Origin of the sequence: Shewanella sp. VB17 (assembly GCF_013248905.1) — a bacterium.
In the GTDB taxonomy this organism is placed as follows: domain Bacteria; phylum Pseudomonadota; class Gammaproteobacteria; order Enterobacterales; family Shewanellaceae; genus Shewanella.
In genome coordinates this window covers 3,280,640-3,304,554 of the sequence record NZ_JABRVS010000001.1, presented here as the reverse complement: position 1 = coordinate 3,304,554, position 23,915 = coordinate 3,280,640, and the positions used below count along the sequence as shown (strand labels likewise).

At 40.9% G+C, this 23,915-nt stretch carries 18 protein-coding genes; 12 read left to right on the top strand and 6 right to left on the bottom strand.

All coding sequences use genetic code 11. The features are described 5' to 3' along the window. Window positions 1-22: 22 nt before the first annotated feature. Complete coding sequence (locus HQQ94_RS14180; RefSeq protein ID WP_173295028.1) at window positions 23-1,480, bottom strand: sensor domain-containing diguanylate cyclase; 1,458 nt, start codon at window positions 1,478-1,480, stop codon at window positions 23-25. Window positions 1,481-1,730: 250 nt separating this feature from the next. After that, on the bottom strand, window positions 1,731-3,575 hold the full coding sequence (locus tag HQQ94_RS14175; protein ID WP_173295027.1) for a M4 family metallopeptidase: 1,845 nt from the start codon (window positions 3,573-3,575) through the stop codon (window positions 1,731-1,733). A 663-nt stretch (window positions 3,576-4,238) separates the two neighbouring features. On the opposite strand from HQQ94_RS14175, the gene HQQ94_RS14170 reads away from it, so the two are divergent. Then, window positions 4,239-5,036, top strand: a complete 798-nt coding sequence (locus HQQ94_RS14170) for an ABC transporter substrate-binding protein (RefSeq protein WP_173295026.1) — start codon at window positions 4,239-4,241, stop codon at window positions 5,034-5,036. Window positions 5,037-5,155: 119 nt separating this feature from the next. Here HQQ94_RS14170 and hydA read toward each other — a convergent pair whose 3' ends face one another. Both hydA and HQQ94_RS14160 read right to left on the bottom strand, forming a co-directional pair. After that, window positions 5,156-6,598, bottom strand: a complete 1,443-nt coding sequence (gene hydA, locus HQQ94_RS14165) for a dihydropyrimidinase (RefSeq protein ID WP_173295025.1) — start codon at window positions 6,596-6,598, stop codon at window positions 5,156-5,158. Window positions 6,599-6,636: 38 nt separating this feature from the next. Continuing rightward, window positions 6,637-7,560, bottom strand: coding sequence for a LysR family transcriptional regulator (locus tag HQQ94_RS14160; RefSeq protein WP_173295024.1), 924 nt, complete (start codon window positions 7,558-7,560; stop codon window positions 6,637-6,639). Window positions 7,561-7,688: 128 nt separating this feature from the next. Between HQQ94_RS14160 and HQQ94_RS14155 the strand changes: the two genes are divergently transcribed. The 4 genes from HQQ94_RS14155 to HQQ94_RS14140 all read left to right on the top strand — a co-directional run bounded on the left by HQQ94_RS14155 (window position 7,689) and on the right by HQQ94_RS14140 (window position 11,615). Beyond that, window positions 7,689-7,997, top strand: coding sequence for an aldehyde dehydrogenase family protein (locus HQQ94_RS14155; RefSeq protein WP_173295023.1), 309 nt, complete (start codon window positions 7,689-7,691; stop codon window positions 7,995-7,997). Window positions 7,998-8,059: 62 nt separating this feature from the next. Continuing rightward, window positions 8,060-9,418, top strand: coding sequence for an NAD(P)-dependent oxidoreductase (locus HQQ94_RS14150; protein ID WP_173295022.1), 1,359 nt, complete (start codon window positions 8,060-8,062; stop codon window positions 9,416-9,418). A gap of 2 nt (window positions 9,419-9,420) precedes the next feature. Beyond that, complete coding sequence (preA, locus tag HQQ94_RS14145; RefSeq protein WP_173295021.1) at window positions 9,421-10,764, top strand: NAD-dependent dihydropyrimidine dehydrogenase subunit PreA; 1,344 nt, start codon at window positions 9,421-9,423, stop codon at window positions 10,762-10,764. Beyond that, window positions 10,749-11,615: a nitrilase-related carbon-nitrogen hydrolase gene (locus HQQ94_RS14140; protein ID WP_173295020.1), complete on the top strand. Its 867-nt coding sequence runs from the start codon at window positions 10,749-10,751 to the stop codon at window positions 11,613-11,615. The genes preA and HQQ94_RS14140 overlap by 16 nt, the downstream gene beginning before the upstream one ends. Window positions 11,616-11,730: 115 nt before the next feature. Here HQQ94_RS14140 and HQQ94_RS14135 read toward each other — a convergent pair whose 3' ends face one another. Together HQQ94_RS14135 and cysZ are read right to left on the bottom strand one after the other, a co-directional pair. Continuing rightward, window positions 11,731-12,504: an ABC transporter substrate-binding protein gene (locus tag HQQ94_RS14135; RefSeq protein WP_173295019.1), complete on the bottom strand. Its 774-nt coding sequence runs from the start codon at window positions 12,502-12,504 to the stop codon at window positions 11,731-11,733. Between the two features lie 273 nt (window positions 12,505-12,777). Continuing rightward, a complete protein-coding gene (gene cysZ, locus HQQ94_RS14130; RefSeq protein WP_173295018.1) occupies window positions 12,778-13,551 on the bottom strand; it encodes a sulfate transporter CysZ in 774 nt (257 codons plus the stop codon). A 213-nt stretch (window positions 13,552-13,764) separates the two neighbouring features. Here cysZ and HQQ94_RS14125 point away from each other — a divergent pair, with 213 nt between their 5' ends. The 7 genes from HQQ94_RS14125 to HQQ94_RS14095 all read left to right on the top strand — a co-directional run bounded on the left by HQQ94_RS14125 (window position 13,765) and on the right by HQQ94_RS14095 (window position 23,795). After that, window positions 13,765-17,163: an AAA family ATPase gene (locus HQQ94_RS14125; RefSeq protein ID WP_173295017.1), complete on the top strand. Its 3,399-nt coding sequence runs from the start codon at window positions 13,765-13,767 to the stop codon at window positions 17,161-17,163. 27 nt (window positions 17,164-17,190) lie between these two features. Further along, a complete protein-coding gene (gene zipA / locus HQQ94_RS14120) occupies window positions 17,191-18,072 on the top strand; it encodes a cell division protein ZipA (protein WP_173295016.1) in 882 nt (293 codons plus the stop codon). Window positions 18,073-18,149: 77 nt separating this feature from the next. Then, entirely contained in the window at window positions 18,150-20,159 is a 2,010-nt protein-coding gene (gene ligA, locus HQQ94_RS14115; RefSeq protein WP_173295015.1) for an NAD-dependent DNA ligase LigA, read from the top strand. A 148-nt stretch (window positions 20,160-20,307) separates the two neighbouring features. After that, window positions 20,308-20,775 (top strand): DUF2919 domain-containing protein, encoded by a 468-nt coding sequence (locus HQQ94_RS14110; RefSeq protein WP_173295014.1) that lies wholly within the window; start codon window positions 20,308-20,310, stop codon window positions 20,773-20,775. Window positions 20,776-21,042: 267 nt separating this feature from the next. Further along, window positions 21,043-22,239: an HD-GYP domain-containing protein gene (locus HQQ94_RS14105; RefSeq protein WP_173295013.1), complete on the top strand. Its 1,197-nt coding sequence runs from the start codon at window positions 21,043-21,045 to the stop codon at window positions 22,237-22,239. Between the two features lie 67 nt (window positions 22,240-22,306). After that, window positions 22,307-23,122 (top strand): SDR family oxidoreductase, encoded by an 816-nt coding sequence (locus HQQ94_RS14100; RefSeq protein WP_173295012.1) that lies wholly within the window; start codon window positions 22,307-22,309, stop codon window positions 23,120-23,122. A 43-nt stretch (window positions 23,123-23,165) separates the two neighbouring features. After that, complete coding sequence (locus HQQ94_RS14095) at window positions 23,166-23,795, top strand: thiol:disulfide interchange protein DsbA/DsbL (RefSeq protein ID WP_173295011.1); 630 nt, start codon at window positions 23,166-23,168, stop codon at window positions 23,793-23,795. The last annotated feature ends 120 nt before the right edge of the window (window positions 23,796-23,915 follow it).

The following is a 23,915-nucleotide window of genomic DNA, read 5'->3' as shown; positions in this document are numbered from 1 at the left end:
AATACGCCAATACGCCAATACGTCAATGAGACAATACGACTTGATTTCGTCCTCCATTTTTTGCTTGATATAATGCCACATCCGCTCTACTGATGAGATCTGTGCTCAATTCTCCAGATTGATACTCGGCAACGCCTATGCTTACTTTCACATTAATTTGATGTTCGTCCTCCTTTATTTGATTTTGAGCGATTGCTTGCCGGATCTGCTCGGCTATTTCTACCGCATGATTAATGCCAAGATTCGGTAGTAAGATTAAAAACTCTTCTCCTCCCCAACGACAGACCAAATCATGGCTTCTTATTTGCGATTGGATGACATAAGCCACCGACTTAATCACCAAATCCCCAATGCAATGGCCATAGGTGTCATTCACATTTTTAAAATGATCGATATCGAGTAAAATGATCGATATTGCTGCTTTTGAACGCTTTGTTTCGTTAATAGCTTGAAGAAAATGTTCATCAAATATCTGACGGTTGGCTGTCCCTGTTAACTTATCCGTTGTTGCCATCACTTCGAGTTTTCGTTGATAACGGCCTAGGGTCAGGTTAGCAATGATTAATATCAAGACGATAACCAAAAAACTAATCATTAAATTTCCCCAGAGGGTATTGAGTAGTTTTTTTTCATCCTGAGTTTCCTCTTGTTCGACCATAAGGTACCATTTGAATTCTGGGACTAATCTACTGTTAAGATAGACCTTTTTGTTATCACGAATATAATTAATGGATGCACTGGCGTTCGTGAGTATACGGGTTGCAAATTCAGCTAATGCTGGAGAGCTTTGTAATGTCGTGCCTCCTTTATACTGTTGCCCATGTAAAGCAATGTTTCCTTCTCGATCGACAAAATACACATGACGATTATGTTTTTTTTGATATGATTCAATGAGTTTGACCACTTTCTCAACGGCCAAGCCCACGCCAGTTACTCCAATTAGCTGTCGATTAAAATCAAAAACTTTATGGTTAACATAAACAACGGTTTGACTCCTATCTGCAGAATTTAAATCTATGTTTATTTCATAAGATTCAGAATCTGGCAGCCCAGTCACATGAAAATACCAAGCATCGTTAGGATCAGATCTTTGAATCTGCTTTAAGATCCCTGTGGAATGGTAATAGACTTTACTTTTTTCGGAAATGAAAAAACTGGTTATGGTTTCGTATCTATCTTGAATTTCTCGTAAATAGCGCACCATTTGATCAGGTTCCTTTTCCATGTTGATAACCCAATCACGTACAAAAGTATCATGTGCCATTAAGGATGAAATAAAAATAGGTTTGAGTAGATCTTGCTGAATTTCTGAATAAATATTATCACTGGTTAAGGGTAAAGCGTTTTCTTCAATTTGCTTACTGAGCGAATTATGTGCGACTTGATAACTGATCACACTGGTGACAATAAATGCACTTAACAAGAGAATAAATAAGATCAAAATAAATTTTTTCTTATCATTGCCAATAATATTACTCATACTTGCTCACCCAGTTCATTGCATCGCATTAAGTATCGTTACCAGAATTAAGCGTAGTACATTAGACATCTAGAAAAACAGTCTTTATATATAGAGCAGTGAGACATTCGACAGGTTTTATATAAGATATTGATTTTTATAGTGGGTCGTTAATACATTAAACGGGCCACTCTGATCCAGAGTGGCCCGTTGGTGAGTCAATAAACACAATAAAATACCAGTCTATCTGTTGTTTTTAGTATTGATATCGTTATTTTTTGACACTATTTTCTGTAAAACGGGCTGTTAAGGTCACATTAGAATAACCAGAGTAAGCATCAATCATAATATAATAGCGGCCTTCTTGAGGGGTATCCACAGCGCAGGTTTCCTGGCTATTGGATTTATAAGGTCGGCATTCATAATTACTCTTAGTCGGTTTTTCACCTGCTTTGAGGTACATATCGGCATCTTGTCGCCATGCTCCTCCAGCCATTTGGACGACTAAATTAGTAGCATTAGCTGGCACATCGATAAAGTAATAGTTTTGTGAACCTTTGTCCGCGTTTAAATCAGAGACAGTGACGTTATTGAATAGCTCTTTATCATCATCAGGTGTGTCATCTCCACAAGTGGCATCCACTCCAACTTGAGTAAAAGCGTTGATCACATCGTCACTTGAATACCCTGCATCATCAGTAGCCTGCTTTACACCACAAGCTGCATTATCGTAATCACTGGTTCGAGTCCAATAGAGTTGGTTTGCACGAACCATTACTTCAAATGCTTTACGGGTGTCCCAGCCCTCGGAGGTTGCAAGTAGATAAAAGGCTTTGTTGAACACGCCACTAGAGTGATGCACATCTATACCAGAATAATAATCACTGGCGTGGCCAATAGAGCGACCATCTAATGTGGGATCGGCAAAATAACGTAATGCACCGTCACTTTTGAAAATTTGGCCACCGACCAACCAATCATTTTCATCAAGAAAAAAGAACTCTGCAGCTTCTCCCGCCATATCTGAAAAAGCCTCATTTATGCCTCCAGATTGATTGCGGTATTCCAGTCCTGAGTTTTGCTCGGTAAAGCCATGGCTTACTTCATGGGCGGACACATCCAAACTCACTAATGGGTAAAAACGACTGCCACCGTCGCCAAACGTCATGGCAGAGCCATCCCAAAAGGCATTTTCATAATTTGTTGAATAGTGAACTCTCATGGTCAATTTAAATGAAAGCGGCGCCGTATCGTACCAGTCGTTATACATATCGAAAACAACCCCACCAAAGGCGTGAGCGTCATTTAAGGGACTGTAAGAACCATTGATTTCTTTCACTGTGTTACGTGGGCAGGTGTAACTAAAAGGTGTACTGCCTCTTGTGCCACCGTTTAGATTAACGGTTTTGACATTGGTATTGCTCATGGTACACGTGTCGCCAGACTGCTCGACATCAAGGAACCCCCTATCTTGGCCATATTCATATTTACCGGTTTTTTCGTTACCACCAGGGCCTGTACCGATGAGAGCATGATTAAGTCCTTCCCATTGGCTGATGATTTCACCACTGTTGGCATCGATGAGGGCAAATGGACGACTGGGTTGCTTACCTGCGCTGAAAAATGAAACTTGATAGACTAATCGAGTTTCATCTTGATGATGATAAATAAAGAGCTTGCTTTGCTTATTTTCAATTGTTGTGGCCAATTGACTTTGATCAATCAGAGTTTGGACCGCTTTTTGAGGACTGAGCTTAGCATTAACGACGGCAATATCTTGGGCTATATTTGTTAATATTTTCCCAGAGTGTGCCTGTACGGTTCCCTGTTTTGTCACAGTTGCCACGACCGAGCTATCATAAACAGGAACGCCTTTATAGAGTTGTTGAAAGCGTGCTTTGTGATCACCGTCAGCCGTTTTTACTCTAAGGAGCTCTTTCATCTGCATATTGTTAGTCAGGTGCAGTTGTTGTTTAAGGGAAGCGGAGGGTAACATATTAGTTTTTATTGTTTTGTCAGTATTGATACGTTGAATATCTTGCCATTGCGCGGCATTAATATTGACACTAAACCCGACGGCGAGAGCAATGGGAGCAAGCTTAAATAATTTATTCATTTAATACATTCCTTTGATTTAAATCTATGTTAAATATTGATTTTTCAGCTACCTTAGAAACCTTGAGATGGCTGTAAATACATTTTTGAACGAAGCCAAATAATTGTAGACATCCGATTTATGACTTGGGGTGAATTAATTATTTTGCAAGAAAAATTCTAATGCAATGTTCATGCGGACAACCTTGTTTTTTTTTGTTTTATGTGGCTATTACCATGTTAAATAAAAAAATTTAATTTTATTTATTGAGTGTTTTGTGAGTGGGGGATATAAAATATTTCATGAAAATTTTAATGTCAGAGTCTATCGTCTATTGTCTATCAACCAATAAGCTAACACGTGGCTGAATATAGCGATTATGTTTGTAACTAGCTGATATTAATTGAGTCGATTTATGTCTCAATGTAATGGAGTGATAGATTAATGGATTGAAACAGATGATTGTCGAAACGCACAGTGTACTCGTTGCTGTGATGTGTCCATACGCGCTAGTGACGGCAAAATGCACAATGTTGCATATCGAAGACTTAAGATGTTAACGCCATTAATCATATTTTGGCGAGTAATGCTATTTCACCCTATACTATATTTATTAAAAATGTCATTAAAATAATGAAAAATAAGTAAATATGGATTATTTATAGGAAATGGGAGCGATTAGTATTGGGTATTTTTATCATTAAAGATATGTTGAGTTTTAATCACGTTATCTGGGTGTCAATGGCCTTATTTTTTAATGTTGGTGGGCTAGCGGCCAAAGAGGTCAACATAACCATAGGCTCATTTCTCCCCCCTTATGTCATTTCATCTGAAGACTCAGGTATAGAGGTTGATATCATAAGAAGTGCTTTTAAGGCTGTGGGCCACACTGTGAGTTTTAATTATGTCCCTACAGGTCGGTTACTGTATTTTGTGAAAAATAATCCTTTCGATGGTGTGGTAGAAAACAGCAGTTATGACATGAGCAAAGAACTTGGGGGGGCGACGTATACAAGCAACACCATCATTAGCCTTCAAAATGTTGTTATTGCTTTGAAAAAAAAGCAACTGATCATAAATGAGGTAGAAGATTTATCGACATTAAAGATTATTGCTTTCCAACATGCCAGTAAATACTTAGGGCAAGATTTTCTGTCTGTTATCCACAATAATCCAGAATACAAGGAACACGCTCACCAGCATCTGCAAATTAGACAGCTTTATGCTAATAAGGTAGATGCTGTGATTACAGATAAACGTATTTTCATGTATTGGCGTAAGCTGGCGTATAATAAGGGACAATTATTGGAAGAAAGCATTACAGAGTCATTAATTATTTATCCTTTGTTTATCCCATCAGCAAGAAACTTAAAAACGTTAGATAAAAAAATTAATGATGACTTTAATACAGGTTTAGATGAAATTAAGCAAAATGGTACCTACCAAGCCATTTTAGATAAATATAAAGATGGTAATTTATGAGCTCATGGTCTTATCGATGCTGTTTATTTATTGATACCATGACTTGATTGGCGTTGCTTGTGTGTGATCCGGCTGGAAGAAAATCAGCACTATCACACACATCACAGTTTATTGTATGGTTATGATCTTGACACTGATTTGCTTTCTTTTTGCAGTGCCATTTTTTGGGGTGCTTGGACGTTACCACCAAATGCTGGTCGTTTAATGTATTGACCCGCCCCTTTTATGGTCCTGAGTTCTCCTTGAGTCCACACCAGTTTACCGCGGCTTAATGTGTGCACAGCGATCCCTTTAACGGTTCTGCCTTCAAAGATATTAAAGTCAATATTTTGATGATGGGTGTTAGCTGAAATGGTTCTACTGCCATTGGGATCCCAAATCACAATATCTGCATCAGCTCCCACAGTGATCGCGCCTTTTCGTGGGTATATATTGAATATTTTGGCGGCGTTGGTGGAGGTTACCGCGACAAATTCATTTTCTGTTAATCTGCCGCTATTAACCCCAGAATCCCAAATAACCGACATTCTGTCTTCTATGCCCGCAGTCCCATTAGGGATCAAACTGAAGTCATCCTTACCAGCGGCTTTTTGGGGGGCACAAAAGCAACAGTGATCAGTGGCTGTTGTGTGTAGGTTTCCAGATTGTAATCCTTGCCAAAGTAATTCTTGGTGTTTTTTGGGGCGAAAGGGTGGGCTCATCACATGCGCTGCTGCAAATGCCCAGTCAGGGTGTTGATAAACAGAATCATCAATTTCCAAATGACCTGCGAGGACTTCACCGTAAACACGTTGCCCTTCGTTTCTTGCTCTAGTGATGGCTTGTAATGATTCGGCGCAAGAGACATGAACTACATAAATAGGCACATTCAATGCTTGTGCGATTCTGATCGCCCGATTTGATGCTTCTCCTTCGACTTCAACTGGGCGAGATAATGGATGCCCTTCAGGGCCTGAAATTCCTTGTGCTAAAATTTTCTTTTGCAGATGGTAAACTAAATCACCGTTCTCTGCGTGCACTGTCGGCATCGCCCCTAAGTCAAGACAGCGAGCGAAACTGTTCACTAACGTCTCGTCTTCAGCCATGATGGCATTTTTATAGGCCATAAAATGTTTAAAACTATTAACGCCATGATCTCTCACTAATTTTCCCATGTCGTCACTGACAGATTGATCCCACCATGTGATCGCCACATGGAAACTATAATCGGTCGCTGATTTTCGTGCCCACTCCATCCATTGTTCGTAGGCTTGCATTAAAGGTTGATTAACTGAGGGGATCACAAAATCAATAATAGAGGTTGTGCCTCCCGCAGCCCCTGCACTGGTACCGCTAAAAAAATCTTCACTGGCGACGGTCCCCATAAAAGGAAGTTGCATATGGGTATGAGGGTCAATGCCACCGGGCATCACCAGTAAATCTCCAGCATCGATGACTTCACACCCACAGGGAACATTTAAGTGGTGACCAATCAATTTAATGATCCCTTCTTCGCAATATACGTCCGCTTGATAACTGCGGTCGGCGGTAACAATGGTGCCACCTCTAATTAATATTGACATGTGCATTTTTCCTATTATGAATGAAGTTACAATAAATGTTATGTGATATTTTTAGGATTGACTTCTCTTAGAAAGGTATCCAGTACTAAGTTTGGGCAGGCTCCTTTGCGTAAGACCAATTGATATTCTGTGGTGAAATGGAGTTGTTGTGGGCATATGGCTCTCATCTCTTTGGACGTGACCCATCGCTGGGCATAATGGGTGGGTAAATAGCCAATAAAACACCCCGTTAATATTAAAAAAGCCACACCTTCACGATCCGTAGCGGTTGCTGTGGTATTTAATTTTTGATAATGCTCCTTGGTTTGGGCTAATTGTGCATAAGCTGGTGCGACAGCGTCACATTGATAGAGTAATTGTGCTGTAATGTCATCGTCATTCATGTCAAACAGCAGATGCTCATGATTGCAATATAATAATGATTTTTCATCATAAAGTGGTTGATATTCAAGGCCTGGTAATGGTCGTAATTGAGGTATTACACCGACATTGAGCCCGCCATCAAGTACATTTCTTTCGATGTCATTTGGAGGGATCATGCGGATCTGAATCTTTATTTGAGGTCCTTGTTGCTTTAGTTTTTGCAATGCTTTTGTGATTTGCATGTGCTTGAGTGTGACGAGGTTATCTGTAATACCAATGCTGAGCTCACCTTTGAGTTCATGGTGTATAGCGTTAACTTGAGTTCTGAATGTTTCGAGTGAGGTCATTAATTGTAAACTTGCCTCGTATACGAGTCGGCCTTCATTGGTCAGTGAAAAGCCGGCACGGCCTCGCTGACATAAACGCAACCCCAATCTTTCTTCTAGATCAGACATACTGATACTGATAGCTGAGCAACTGATGTTCAATTCAACTTCTGCTGCGGCAAACCCACCACAATTTACGACTGTGCGAAATACGCGTAATAAACGAATGTCAAAATTTGAAAGTTGACTGATAATTTTCTGTTCTTGTCCCATGTATTTAGTTAATCATTTACTTAAGTTAATTTTCAATATGCTAGATTTAACAATATAGAAACAAATTGCAAACTATTTCTCACTTACATTCGTCATTATTACATTGATTAAATAACCGGAAATTAAGTATGCAAAGCATAGTTGGAGCAAAAATGTCATTGCCTGCATGGTGTTCAACGCCAGTAGCGAAGGGGGCTCAGGTGATGTTTAGGTTTAAACCGTTACTTGAAGAGGATAGCGATGAAATTTGCTCTTTGTTCACCTCTGAGCATGGCAAAGTGATCAGTGATACTGTTGGTGAGCTGGCTCGGAGTATTGAAAATGCAGGATATGCTTGTGGTGCCGTTAGGTTCAATACTCGGCGAAAAGTCATTACGCAAAAGTGGCCTGCTTCGAGGTTCGCACTCAATACGCAATTTTCTTTTGAGTATCACTAACACACTTAATCTATTTGTCATAAAAGGTTAGGTGCTGAATTTATTATTTAAAAGGAAACCACATGAGCATCCATCAATGTATTGAATCACCGCGATTATCTGATGCAGAAATAATCGCTAATTTTACAGATATTTCCCCGCCATTGACTAAAAAACAAGTCTTGGTTGAGAGTGAACGATGTCTTTTTTGTTACGATGCGCCCTGTATAAAGGCGTGCCCGACAGGGATTGATATTCCATTGTTTATTCGTAAAATTAATACGGGTAATCTCCATGGTGCTGGTAAGGAAGTATTATCAGCTAATATTTTAGGGGGCACTTGTGCCCGAGTTTGCCCTACGGAGACGTTATGCGAAGACGTGTGTGTGCGTAATAGCAAAGAACATGCGCCCGTTGCTATTGGTTTGCTGCAACGTTATGCCGTTGAGCAACTAGATCCGCAACGTGATTATCCTTTCTCAAGAGCACCTGATACAGGCAAACATATTGCTGTTGTCGGTGCTGGGCCTGCGGGTCTTGCCTGTGCCCATCGACTTGCCCGTGAAGGACACCAAATTACCATCTACGAAAGCACCAGTAAAACCGGTGGTTTAAATGAATACGGCATCGCAGTTTATAAATTGGTAGATAACTATGCCCAGCAAGAAGTTGATTTCGTATTACAGATCGGAGGTATCACCATTCAATATGATACTGCATTAGGTAAGCAAATCAGTCTTAAAGCATTACGAATGCAATATGACTCTGTGTTTCTTGGCATTGGTATGGGCAGTACGAATGCCTTAAATATTCCCGGCGAAGAGTATCCAGGTGTTGAAGATGCGGTAGAGTATATTTATCAGTTACGCCAAACACAGAGCATGGGAAATTTACCGGTAGGTCGACAGGTATTAGTGATTGGTGGCGGCATGACAGCCATTGATATCGCAGTGCAGAGTAAAAAATTAGGGGCTGAAGAAGTCACGATTGTTTATCGGCGCGATATGGATTCAATGGGGGCATCTGATCATGAAAAAGATCTGGCTTATAGGCATGGGGTCCGTTTTATTTGTCACGCACAACCGCTAGAAATCATAGGTGATAATAAGGGGATCACCAGCATGAGCTTTACCCTCACAGGTGATCATCAGCACCAAAATGTCAGTCAACAAAAGGAGATCATTACTCTGCCATGCGATGTGGTATTTAAAGCAATAGGCCAGAAATTTGATAAGACTTCACTGGCGAATGAGTTCGATGATATGCCTACTCTTTGTCAACGAGGACGCCTTGCCGTTGATCATCACTTTAAGACATCACTTGATGATGTCTATGCAGGTGGTGATTGTATAAATGGCAAGGATTTAGTCGTTGAAGCGGTTGATCACGGTAATAAAGCTGCCTTAGCAATACATCAAAAATTACAGGGTGAAAGGAGTTGAATATGGCAGATTTATCATGCGAATTCATTGGTATAAAATCCATTAATCCATTTTGGTTAGCTTCAGCACCGCCGACAGATAAGGCGTATAACGTCATACGTGCGTTTGAAGCTGGCTGGGGTGGGGTGGTATGGAAAACATTGGGGCAAGATCCCGCACCAATCAACGTGTCTTCTCGTTATGGCGTGCATTATGGTCAAAAACGTGAGGTGTTGGGGCTCAATAATATTGAACTTATTACCGATAGATCATTACAAATTAACTTAGATGAAATTACTCAAGTTAAAAAAGACTGGCCAGATAGGGTCATCATAGTGTCATTAATGGTGCCTTGTGAGGAAGAGGCTTGGCAACATATCTTACCTTTGGTTGAAGCCACAGGTGCTGATGGGATTGAACTCAATTTTGGCTGTCCTCATGGTATGCCTGAGCGCGGTATGGGAGCGGCTGTTGGCCAAATACCCGCCTACGTTGAAATGGTGACTCGTTGGTGTAAGCAATACTACTCAAAACCAGTGATTGTTAAATTGACGCCTAATATTACGGATATCCTCAAGCCAGCAGAAGGCGCAATGGTGGGAGGTGCAGACGCGGTAAGTTTGATTAATACGATCAACTCAATCACCTCTGTTAACCTTGATACCATGTCGCCAGAGCCGAGTGTCGACGGTAAAAGTACTCATGGTGGCTATTGCGGCCCAGCGGTTAAACCCATCGCATTAAGTATGGTCTCTGAAATTGCACGCAATAAAGCAACACATCAACTACCGATCTCAGGGATTGGTGGAGTGTCAAATTGGCGAGATGCAGCGGAGTTTATTAGTTTAGGAGCCAGTAATGTGCAGGTGTGTACTGCAGCTATGTTGTTTGGATTTAAGATTATCACTGAGCTGTGTGATGGATTGAGCAACTGGATGGAAGAAAAGGGGTATCGAAATATTGCAGAATTTCGTGGCGCAGCCATAAAAAACACCACGGATTGGAAACACTTGAATATGAATTATAAGCGGGTCGCTTATATCGAACAAGATAACTGCATTCAATGTGGACGCTGCTTTGCTGCCTGTGAGGATACCTCACACCAAGCAATTTTAAAACTCGATGGGATCCATAATACCTATTCTGTGATTGATGAGGATTGTGTTGGCTGTAATTTATGTCAGATCACCTGTCCAGAGCCAGATGCGATTGTGATGCGAGATATCGATACCGGTGAGCCACATTTAAGTTGGTTACATCACCCTGCAAATCCATTTCGCGAAGAGAAGGGTAAGGAAAATATGTACGACGACAATATTGAACCATCCAGAAAACGACATGGAGAAACGACATGCCAAGAAACGTGATAAGTGGCCTAATTCAATGCCATAATCCCATTAATGATGAATCAGTATCAGTGAAAGAGATTCAACAAGCGGCCTTAGAGCACCATCTCCCCTTCATCGAAGAGGCGGGCAGAAAAGGGGTGCAAATTTTATGTTTACAGGAAATATTTAACGGTCCCTACTTTTGCCCATCTCAAGATGCACGTTGGTATGATGCCGCTGAGCCTGTCCCTGGGCCGACGACACAGTTGATGGCAGAATACGCGAAAAAATATGAGATGGTGATGGTCGTTCCTGTCTATGAATATGTTCAACCTGGTGTGTATTATAATACTGCCGCAGTGATCGATGCAGATGGTACTTATCTTGGAAAGTATCGTAAAAAACAAATTCCGCACACCAATGGTTTTTGGGAGAAGTTTTTCTTTAAACCAGGTGATAATGCATGGCCAGTATTTCAAACTCGTTACGCAAAAATAGGTGTGTACATCTGTTATGACAGACACTTTCCTGAGGGGGCACGTATTTTAGGGTTAAATGGGGCTGAAATTGTCTATAACCCTTCGGCTACTGTTGCTGGTTTATCACAACATTTATGGAAATTGGAGCAGCCAGCGCATGCTGTTGCCAATGGATATTTTATGGGCTGCATTAATCGAGTCGGTACAGAAGAGCCTTGGAATATAGGTAAATTCTACGGCAGTAGTTACCACGTTAATCCACGCGGTGAAATCATCGATATTGCATCTGAGGATAATGATGAGCTACTGATATCGACATTGGATTTAGATATGCTGGATGAGGTGAGAACAGTATGGCATTTTTATCGAGATAGACGCCCTGAAACCTATGAAAAACTTACCGAAATATAACCGATAATGTTGCTTATCAAGGCGTTTTTTTGACCTTGATAAGCAAGCTCAATAGTCAATTGGGCTTCACCACCACCGCTTTGAGCGTTAAATTTTCACTCGATATTTAGTGAGTTTATTTTAAGAATTCCTCAACAATTTTTTTGACCTCACCGCTGTCTTTCATTTGGCTTAACACGGCATTGTATTGTTGTTTGAAGTCATCTTTAAAAGCAAATTTGCTACCGTCTGTTACAAACCCTAAATACCCTTGCTCTGCTGAAATGACTAGCGCTTTAGATACGCCAGTGCCACTGTATTTGCCACTTTTTTGTAATTGCTTAAGTTCCCATTCAATTGATAGACCATCATTTAAATAACAATCAATGCGACCACTGATTAATTTTTGGAGATTTTTTGATGTCCCTTTAACTTCCTTTAATGTGATTTTTCCTGCTTTTACAGCACTTAAAAAAGCTTCTCCTCCAGGGGAAAAACCCGCATTATTACCAATACTTAGTCCATAATAATCTTCAGGCCATTTAGCCCGTTTTTCTTGGGTTATTTTATCACTGCAAAAAAGGCTCAATTCTTCATCTAAAATGGCCGTTTCGTATTCCATGTAAGGTCGTTCTGTTGGCCGATTGTAAGGTGGGTAAAGAGCAAACATCTTTCCCTTTTCGATTTCAGCCAAGCCACGTTTCCAAGGGGTATTTTTTATGACGATATTATAATCAGGCATCTTCTTCGCTACACTTTGAAGGATCATGGTGTAGATCCCTGTCATTTCGCCATTTTCTGCGTATGAATAGGGAGGATAATCATCATCACCATAAATGGTGACCTTAGTTTGTGCCGAAATGGAGCTAGAAAAAAATATTAATCCACTTAACAAGATAACTTTATTCATGAACTATCGCCTCTTTTCACATAGATAAAAAATTTTAGTTACCTGATTATAGTTAGTATTTCGAGGTTATGAGATTTTATGTACATTTACATTGAAGCATTATTATGTATTCGTTTTTAGGTATCAATATTCTATGCCACAGTGTTTTAGCCAAACACCGACAGCATATGTCTAAAAGCTCAGTGGTGAGTGTGCATAGTCTACATCCAACGTAAGCGATATTATTTAATAAGTTAAATAATATCGCTTAGCACAATCCTTATGTAATGAATGTTAATCTGGTGCGATTTCTGGGTGTTTGTATGCAGCTCGGTATTTATCAACCCACATTGATGTTGCCCCACAAATGGCGACGGGCATGACAATAAAATTAATGATGGGGATCATCGAAAATAACGTGACTGCAGCCCCGAAGCTGAAACTGGTTCCCCTGGTTTGGTTAAGGGCAAATTTCATATCACTGAATGCGACTTTATGATTATCAAATGGATAGTCACAATATTGGATCGCCATCATCCACGCACTGAATAGAAACCAGATAATGGGTGCAAAAGTTTGACCGATAAAAGGGATCCAGAATAAAATGAGGCAAATAATAGCTCGTGGTAGGTAATATTTTAGTTTGATCCATTCTCGTCCTAACACCCGTGGCAGGTCTTTGATTAGATCGACAGTCGTCCCGCTATTAAGTGATTGCCCTGTTAGGTGTTGTTCGACCTTTTCTGCTAGCAACCCATTAAAAGGGGCTGCTAGCCAGTTCATCACCGAACTAAACAAAAATGAGAGCACCACAAGTAAAGTGAGCACGGCCAGTGGCCATAACAGGAAATTTAACCAACTTAGATAATCAGGCAGTTGAGCTGATATCCAGTTAAACATTATGTCGAGTTGGCCTATGGCGAAGTAGATCACGCTTGAAAATAGCATGAGATTTATCATTAATGGGATAAAAACGAAACTTCTTAACCCTTTCGTTTTAATGAGACTAAATCCCTCGAGAAAATAGTTTACGCCACTTTTTTGGGGTCTTTCAGCTGTTTGATTCATAAATTAGACACGACTATTGAATTGAAAAAGGCTTAACTGGATTGTGTGCCAATGACTGGATGATCACAAGCGATATACTTAAATGGAGAATAAAAACGTTACAAAATACAGCTTGCTTGGTAAAGTAGTTGCTAGTAAATCCACTCTAAATAAGCTCTGTTTCGCTAATCGACCCATATTCGTGATTAGCTAAAAAATGACCTAACTGACCCCATGAGACTCAAACAGATAAAACTTGCTGGATTTAAATCGTTTGTTGATCCAACTAAAATCCCATTTCTTCATCCTTTAACGGCTGTCATAGGCCCAAATGGCTGTGGAAAATCCAATATTATTGATGCCGTACGTTGGGTATTAGGTGAAAGTTCTGCCAAGCATTTACGTGGTGATTCGATGGCGGATGTTATTTTTAACGGCTCTACCGCGAGGCGGCCTGTTTCGGTGGCCAATGTTGAACTATTATTTGAAAATCAAGATGGACGTTTATCGGGCGAATATGCCAGCTATCAGGAGATTGCAGTCAAACGTCAAGTTAGTCGTGATGGCGACTCTGGTTATTTTCTAAACGGTCAAAAATGTCGTCGTAAAGACATTACCGATCTCTTTATGGGGACAGGGCTTGGACCTCGCAGTTACGGGATTATTGAGCAAGGTACCATCTCCAGACTTATCGAATCAAAACCTCAGGAACTTCGGGTGTTTATCGAAGAGGCAGCGGGGATCTCAAGGTATAAAGAGCGCCGACGTGAAACCGAAACTCGCATTCGGCATACGCGTGAAAATTTAGAACGACTGGGTGATATTCGCAGTGAGTTGGGGCGTCAGTTGGATAAACTGGCAGAACAAGCGTCCAGTGCTAAGCAGTATCGAGCGTTAAAGCAATCTGAGCGCCAGCTTGATGCTGAGCTCTGCGTGAGTCGTTATGTTGAATTAAGTCTGCAGGTAGAAAAATTAACCCGCGAGATTAATCTGCTTGACGTTAATTTAGCTGAACTGTTGGCACAACAACAAAGCACAGAGTTAATGTTAACTCAGCTTAAAGTGAAATTGGTTGAATTTGACGGACAAGAACAAAATAAAGTAGAAGACTTTTATGCTTGTGGTACTCAGATCACCAAACTTGAACAAGATCTGAAGTATAGGCAGCAGCAAGATGCGTATATTGATAAACGTATCGAAGATATGGTGATGAAAATCACCGAGCAGGGAGAGTTGCTCACAGCCGATCAAGCATTAACGGCAAATTTTTCGATTGAACTTGCTAATAAATTACCCGTTTTTGATACGCTAACAGAGCAAGTTAACCATGTGCTTAATCAGCTTGCTGAGCAGGAAACACAAGGGCAACAACTTGTTAGTGATGTGAATGCCCATAAAGAACAGGTCGCTGCTTATCGACTTGCTCAGGAAATAAGCAGAGGCGAGTTAAGTCATCATCAATCAATGTTACAGCATAAGACTCAGCAGAGTACTAAGGTGAAACAACAGTTTGATGAACTATCAAATCACAGTGCTAACCACATTAAACAGTCGCAATTAGATGAACTTGAACGGCTTACACAGGCGTCGGTAAGCCGACAAGAGATCATCGATGAGTTGAATGAAAAGCATCATGGTGTCAATCAAGTTCAAGCAAGGTTAACAGTGAAACAGGAAGCTTTACGTCAATCTTTAGCCGAAGAGCGTGGTCGTCTTTCTTTGGTTTGCAGACTTTTGCCTGATGACAGCGAAATAGAGGGCAAAGCATTATGGCAGTTACTTGATGTTCAACCTGGTTGGGAAAAAGCGGTTGAGCTTTTGTTTGATGGCTTATTAAAAGTGCCTGCGAATGTGGACGCTGATGCCATGGGTTTTACTGTATTTGAAAAACAAAGTTGGAAAGGTGTTAATTGTCATACCAACCTTTCTCCTTGGTTAGCGAATGTCCATTGGGTCGAAAGTTTAGCTGCGGTACAGCTTGATAGCCTTACTGAACATGAACGGATCGTGACCGCTGATGGATACCTTTTAGGAAAGGGCTTTTGCATTAAAAAAGGCACTGACTCAAGTTCTATTGTACAACTAAAACAAGAGCAGCAAGCATTGGATAAGAGCATTCACGAGTCTGAAGTGTTGTTAGCAGAGATTAATGGTACCTGTGATGAACACGCGACGATGTTGGGATCTTTACGACAGGAGTTGACACTTGAGCATGAACAATTGCAACAGCTTAAATTATCGATAGCCAGTCTTAGTTCACAGTTGTCCGCGTCTAAACAGAGAACGGCTGAGCATAAGGTCAATGTTGAGCGATTAGACACTGAATTGAAGCAATTGAGAGTAGATATTGAACAAGATGAATTAAAAGAGAGTGATTTAGTGGCCAAACTTGCGCAAGATGAAGCAAGGTATACGGTGGCTTGCGCATCATTAGTAGAGTTTGAAACTAAGCAACAAGTGTACCTGACTCAGGTCAATGGTCTAAAAAGCCATCGTAACGATATTAAAGCCAAACAAGCTGCATCGAATAATGATATTCAGACATTGAAGACTAAATTAGCGCTTAAGGAGCAGGCCACAGTCCAACAAAAAGAGCGGGTAGATGAGCTTAAATTGGCTAAGTTAGCACTAGAACATCAGTTGGTGTCCAAAGACAGTCAAGAAGATGGACAGTTAAGTGGGCTACACCGTCAATTAAGCGAAGCGTTATCATTACAGCAAATTAAGCAAAATGAATTATCTCAGTTACGTCAGCAACAAACTCATGTCCATGAAGAGAGTGATAACCTTATATTAAAGAAAAAACAACAACGGACAAAGATAGAAGGCTTGACTCAATCTATCAGCACGTTAAAGTTACGTAGAGAGGGAATAAAAGGGCAAGCGGATAGTCAATCTATGTTACTCAAAGAGCAAGAAATTGTCGTTGAGGAGATTCAATCTAACATGGACATGAATATGACGCTGATGGCTCGTCAGCGAGAACTTGAAAGGACGAAAACTCAGATCCTTCATCTTGGTGCTATTAACTTGGCAGCGATTGAGGAATTTGAGCAGCAAAATGAACGTAAATCTTACTTAGACAGTCAAGATGCCGATTTGACCAAGGCGTTGACCAGTCTCGAAGAAGCGATCCGTAAAATAGATCGAGAGACCAAAATGCGCTTTAAAGAGACGTTTGATAAGGTAAATAAAGATTTAGGTTTGCTTTTTCCAAAAGTTTTCGGTGGCGGTAGTGCCCACTTAGCCTTGACCCATGATGATCTTCTTGAAACAGGAGTGACCATTATGGCAAGACCACCGGGTAAAAAGAATAGTACGATTCACCTTCTTTCTGGTGGAGAAAAAGCGCTAACCGCTTTATCATTGGTATTCGCGATATTTAGACTTAATCCGGCACCTTTTTGTATGTTAGATGAGGTTGATGCGCCATTAGATGATGCGAATGTTGAACGGTTTTGTCGTTTGGTTAAAGAGATGTCTCAAAGTGTGCAGTTTGTGTATATCAGCCATAACAAAATCACAATGGAACTCGCAGATCAACTCATTGGTGTCACTATGCATGAACTTGGAGTTTCACGTATAGTTACAGTCAATATTGAAGAAGCGGTGGCGATTGCCGACGCTGTATAACCATTTATATGAAAGACAGGGTAACAAATGGAAAATTTGCAACTGGTATTATTTGTATTAGGTGCGATTGCAATTATCGCTGTGCTTGTGCATGGTTTTTGGTCTATCAGAAAGCAGCAGCCTAAATCGTTAAAAGAAAGCCCGATAACAGGGTTTTATAAGGATCCAGCATCGGTACGTGATTCTCAAGGCTTCGATGTCGATGGCATTGGTGAGGTGAGAGTTAAAAAAGAGATCCATCGTGCTGAGTATGCCAAGATGAGCAGTCACCATAAGCCGACAGTCGACTTGTCGGATAATGTCGCTGTAGATAATCATGACATGATCTTAACTGAAGGTGAATCATTCGATAGGCAAGAGCCAGTACTGAAGACCGATCCTCAAATCAAAGATGATGAAGCGCAGGTGGCGTTAGGTTTGGGCCAAGATAGCCAACGATCAATGTTTGATGCAGCAGACACAGAAGTGAAAGAGGCTGAGTCTGAGACGCTTGGAGAGCCAAAGGATGTCTTAGTATTGCATGTTGTCGGCAATGATGGACAAGGTCTAAGTGGTGCTGAATTGTTACCTTGTTTATTGTCATTAAATTTTAAATTTGGCGATATGGATATTTTTCATCGTCATGCAGACAATGCTGGTAATGGAAAAGTTCTCTTTTCACTGGCCAATATGGTTAAGCCTGGCGTATTTGATTTGGATAATATGGAGCAGTTTATGACTGAAGGGGTGGTGTTATTTATGACATTGCCTTGCCATGGTGATGCCTTGATGAATTTTTCAATTATGCTTAATTCCGCCCAGCAAATGGCCGATGATGTGAATGGTCGGTTGTTAGATGGTGGTCGAGCAGATTGGAGTGAAAGTACTAAGCAAATTTATTTGCAGCGTATTCGTGCACAGCTCGACTAAGCCTTTAAATGAATATTTTTAATTAATTAACAAAGGCCGCTTTCGCGGCCTTTGTCATGCTTATCTGGATACATAGAATGCACGTGATAGAAGAAATCAAACAACTAACAGCCTCACTGAATGAGCATAACCACCGCTACTATGTTGAAGATGAACCTAGCGTACCAGATGCAGAATATGATCGTTTGCTCAATCGATTAAAAGCACTGGAGGCGGACAATCCAGATTTATGTCTGGCAACTTCACCAACCCAGAGAGTCGGAGGGGTAGCGTTAGCTAAGTTCGAACAAATTATCCACCTTAAGCCTATGTTAAGTTTGGATAATGTGTTTAGCGAGGAGGAATTTGATGCTTTTTATAAGCGTATTAGCGATAAAGTTAACCAAGCGCCTACTTTTTGCTGTGAGCCAAAACTTGATGGCTTAGCGGTAAGCATACTCTATCGTGATGGGGTGTATGAGCGAGCAGCCACACGAGGTGATGGTACAACAGGGGAAGATATCACTGAGAATGTGCGTACGATTCTTTCTATTCCGCTTACGTTACGTGGTGATCATTTTCCACCTTTGCTTGAAGTCAGAGGTGAGGTGATTATGCCAAAGAAGGCATTTGATGCACTCAATAATAGAGCCCGACTTAAAGGAGATAAGGTGTTTGTTAACCCAAGAAATGCCGCTGCTGGTAGTCTTAGACAATTAGACAGTAAAATAACCGCCAGTCGCGCGCTTGGGTTTTATGCTTATGCTCTTGGTGTCGTAGAACCTGACACTTGGCCGTTAGCTGATACACACTATGATCAACTCATGCAGCTTAAATCATGGGGCTTTCCTGTCAGTGCTGAAGTTAAGCAGTGTGATGATACCGGTTCTGTCATGCGCTATTACACGGATATTATGACCCGTCGTGATACGCTTGATTATGAAATTGATGGTGTTGTGATTAAAGTAGACACCCTTGAACAACAAAAACTGCTTGGCTTTGTTGCTAAGGCGCCAAGGTGGGCAACGGCGTTTAAATTCCCTGCTCAAGAGGAGATGACAGTATTAGAGGGGGTTGATTTTCAGGTTGGCCGTACGGGCGCTGTCACTCCAGTGGCTAGACTTAAGCCTATTTTTGTTGGCGGTGTGACAGTATCAAATGCCACTTTGCATAATGCTGATGAGATAGCGCGCCTCGGAGTGAAAGTGGGTGATACGGTGATCGTGCGACGAGCCGGCGATGTCATTCCACAGATTGTGGCGATTGTTGCAGAGCTGCGTCCTGAAGGTGCGGCAGTCATTGAATTTCCGCAAACCTGCCCTGTATGTGACAGCAGAGTTGAACGTGTTGAAGGTGAGGCTACCGCACGTTGTACTGGCGGCTTATTCTGTGAAGCTCAACGCAAAGAAGCCATTAAGCATTTTGCCTCCCGTAAAGCCTTAGATATTGATGGAATGGGGGATAAAGTTGTCGAACAGTTGATTGATAAAGAGTTGGTCGAAAGCCCTGCGGATCTGTTTACATTAACGGCATCAGCGATCACTATGTTAGATCGCATGGCAATGAAATCAGCGACCAATTTGGTCACCGCGATTGAGGTGGCTAAAACCACGACTTTTAATCGTTTTTTGTATGGCTTAGGGATCAGGGAAGTTGGAGAGGCTACGGCGGCGAATTTAGCTAATTATTTTAAGACGTTAGATAAGTTGAAAGTGGCCGATGCAGCAACATTTATGAAAGTGGATGATGTGGGGGTTATTGTTGCCCAAAATTTAACACATTTTTTTGCACAGCCACATAACCTAGCAGTCGTAGATAGTTTAGTCGAAGCGGGTGTCAACTGGCCAGAAATTGAAGATGCTGCCCAAGAGACGTTATCTTTGAAAGGACAAACTTGGGTGTTGACTGGTACGTTGACTAAATTGAATCGTAATGATGCCAAGGCTAAGTTACAAGCACTTGGAGCCAAGGTCGCTGGCAGTGTTTCTAAAAACACCGATTGCTTAGTTGCGGGTGAAGCAGCGGGTTCTAAGTTGACGAAAGCCCAAGATTTAGGCATTAACGTGATTGATGAAGATGGTCTCTTGCAAGTGCTCTCTGTGCATTAATGATTTTTTAGTGCGCTTGGGAGTATGCTCTTATGTTCGCTAGCGCAATAACGGTAGTTTTACAGCGCTGAAACTCAAGTTATTAGGATTGAATTGGCATTATTTGTCTCCATATAGAGAAGGAAGAGAACACCTAAAAGGTAACGTTATGAATTTTAGTCATATCACTTGGCTTGACGATAAAGGGCGCATTAAACCTCCAATATACCTTTATTTGATATTAGCGTTTATTGCTCGTGGCTGGTGTGTGCTTATTATTTCGTTAACACAATCCAGTGATCGCGCTGGCTTAGTTGCTCTTTTTTATCCCCAAAAAGCGGATTTTATTATGGCCTTATTGGCAGGAGCCGGAGCACTATTGCTTTATATTGCCATTATCGCTGAACGTAAGCGATCCCCGAATTGGATAAGGCCTTTTTTTGGTCAGCTAAAATGGTGTCTACTGGTGTTGCTCACTATCGATGGATGTTTATTGATTGAGAGGAGCATTAACTCGCACCATTTATACAGCTGGAGTATGGGTCTAGATGGCCTGATCCTTTTTTGGAGTCTCTTGTACTTATTCAAATCTATACGTTTGGAGCATTATTTTGCTGATTGGAATAAAGGTGAATGATCCCTTTCTATGTTGCAGCTATATTTTATATAGCTAAAATATATCAAAATCACCATAGTTAGATTTTTTTATTATAAGAGAGGGCGGGGAGGAAATATTTTAGTATTTGACTTATTAGAAATCTCTCAGTGTTCTATAGTTATGTCATTCAGTTTAGAAGGTTTTTATCAAGCGTATGTGAGCTAACTTGATATTGAGTCTGAAACCAGTCGTATCTTCTACACATTAAATGACTCTGAAGATCGTATTTAGAAGGAGTGTCATCGGGTGGCTAGAGCCGAAAAGATACATTTACCTTTAGCTAAGTTACAGCTTGGGATCACGATAAAATTACCCATATCTTGGAAGCATCATCCTTTCCTGTTTAACCGTATCAAAATAAAAGAAGAAGCACAGATAGAATTGATCAAAAGCTTAGGTATTTCTTATGTGATCCTTGTCTCAGGGCATGAGCTTATCCCTGAAGATGAAGAAGAGATCGAAGAAGTACAGGAAGTGGTGGATGAGACTCCTCAAATAGATACTAAATCACAAGCCCGTAAAGCCTTAAAGGTAAGCCAACAAAGGTTCATTCAAAATGTGAATGACAGTCGTACAGCATTTAGTAAAACCAGCAGTGATCCTGAAGGAGCCTACCATAGTGCGATGGCCATCGTTAAAGGCATGATGGAGCATATGTCTGAAGTCGACAGACCTGAATTAGCCCTTGTCAGTGCAGGTGAGTCAGATACCAGTATCACACAACATGGGATCTCCGTTGCCGTGGTTGCATTAATGATGGCCAAAGTCTTGGGGATGAGCGAATCTGATATGAGCGATATTGCGTTAGGGTGTTTATATCATGATATAGGCAAACTTAAGGTGCCAGAGAATATCCGTACTAAAAAGGGCCCGTTATCTGATACTGAAGCCAATTTTATGAAAACTCACCCTAATTTCGGCTATGACATGTTGAGTAAATCAGGGTTGTTTCCGGAGTCTGTGCTTAATATTGTGCGGCATCACCATGAATTTATCGATGGCTCTGGTTATCCTGATGGGCTCACAGCGGATAATATTCCAATGTTGACCCAAATTGTCAGTTTAGCGAATGATTTTGATAGTCAATTATGGGCTGAAAGTATTCGTTCTCCTCAGGTGGCGTTAGGGTTTTTATTTAAAAAACGAGCCGGTAAACATGATGATTCTTTAGTTGCCAGCCTAGTTAAAACCTTAGGGATTTATCCACCAGGCACCATAGTGATGTTATCTGATGGTAACGTAGCTAAGGTGATGATGACGACCAGAGAAGTCAAACAACCTCAAGTGTGGGTATGTGATCCCGATGGCAGTAATTCTGGTTTGAAGTTGTTGATAGAGGATAACGTGACTATTGAGCAAGTGATTAAGATTGAAGAACTCTCTGAAGGCGCCATGAAAACCTTACAGCCTGAAATGGGGATAAGCTTTTATTTCAATAGCTAATGTCTCACTAGCATCCTAGTGCGGCTTTCGTTATGATGTTTCAAATGACAGAAATATTGAGATCATCTTGAACATAAAAACGGTCAGTATTGTCGGATGTGGCTGGTTTGGATTACCATTGGCCAACGCGTTAGTTAAGCAGGGGTTTATCGTTAGTGGCAGTAAAAGAACCCTCGAAGCTGCCAGAAGATTAAACCGTGATGATATTATTGGGTTTGCTTTAGATCTGGATAACAATGGTGTTAATAAACAATCATTATCTGCCCAGCTTCATACTGATGCGATAGTGATCAATATTCCTCCATCAATGCGACAATCACCAGGTGCTTATCTCCAGCGATTGAACCTTCTTAAACAGTGTATGGCAGATCACCCATACAAGAAGATCATTTTTATTAGTACGACAGGTGTTTATCCTCCATCCCAGAAGACCATAACGGAGCAAGATGCCCAGCCGCATTCATCGGCAAGTACCATATTATTGCAGGCAGAAGCCTTATTCAGTGAGTACAGTCATGTTAGTGTGCTTCGTTTCGCAGGACTCGTGGGCCCTGCAAGGCATCCTGGTCGTTTTTTGGCCGGTAAAAAAGCACTGGCGGGTGCAGATTCTCCTGTGAATATTGTGCATTTAGACGATTGTATAGGTGGTGTGTTATGTGTGCTATTGAGTAAGCACACTAGTAGGAGTTACAACCTATGTGCTCCACAGCATCCAAGACGGCAAGATTTTTATACTAAGGCGGCACAATTACTCTCTCTTGTAGCGCCTGATTTTAGCGGTGAAACTCAATTGGGGAAAGTCATAGATGGTAGCAAAATCACCACTGAATTAGGATTTGAATATCGATATAAAGATCCGATGGACATGCTGTTTGCATGTTAAATTAAGTATTTATCCTTAGAAATAAATTACTAATGGAGATCAGATGACATTAATTAAATACCAATTAACAGCAGGCTTGTTTATTTTGGCACTTAATCTGTTTTCTGCCAATATCAACGCTCAGATTTATGTTGAAGGAGTTGATTATACCAAGGTTGTAGGGATCCCTGAATCGAGTCCTGCCGTCGTGAGAGAGTTTTTTTCATACAATTGTCCCCATTGTTACCGCCAAGATCCGCTTTTTGAGCAAACAGCTTCTTTACTCAAGGGGAAAGTAGAGTTTACACGGACACCAATAGGTGCTGGTCGCCCAAGTTGGATTTTGAGCCAAAAAGCATATTATTTAACCAAAAAATTTAAGGTTGGTCGTCACATACACAGCCATATATTTACACGTATTCATCAGAAAGAGGGCGCGTTTACGCGTCAAGAACAACTCACTGATTATTTTGTTAATCAAGGTATTAAACGTGATGATGTAGAAAAAGCTTTGGATTCAGCTGATGCAAGTTTAGCGCTATCTAATTATGATACTCAGGCGCAGCTAGCAGGGATTAAAGGGGTGCCCTCTTTATTAGTGAATGGTAAATACCTGATAACTTCTACACATCGGACGGCAGAGGAGCTGGCGGCTTTAGTGGATTATCTTTCTCAACTTGGGGATAAACCTTAAGTGTCAGATGGTATCTATTCTGTATATTACAATTTTGGGTAGCTATGGTTGTCATGCGCCTATACTCACATTTATTGAATGATGATCTAAGCAGCACATGATTATCAAGCAGCATATTCA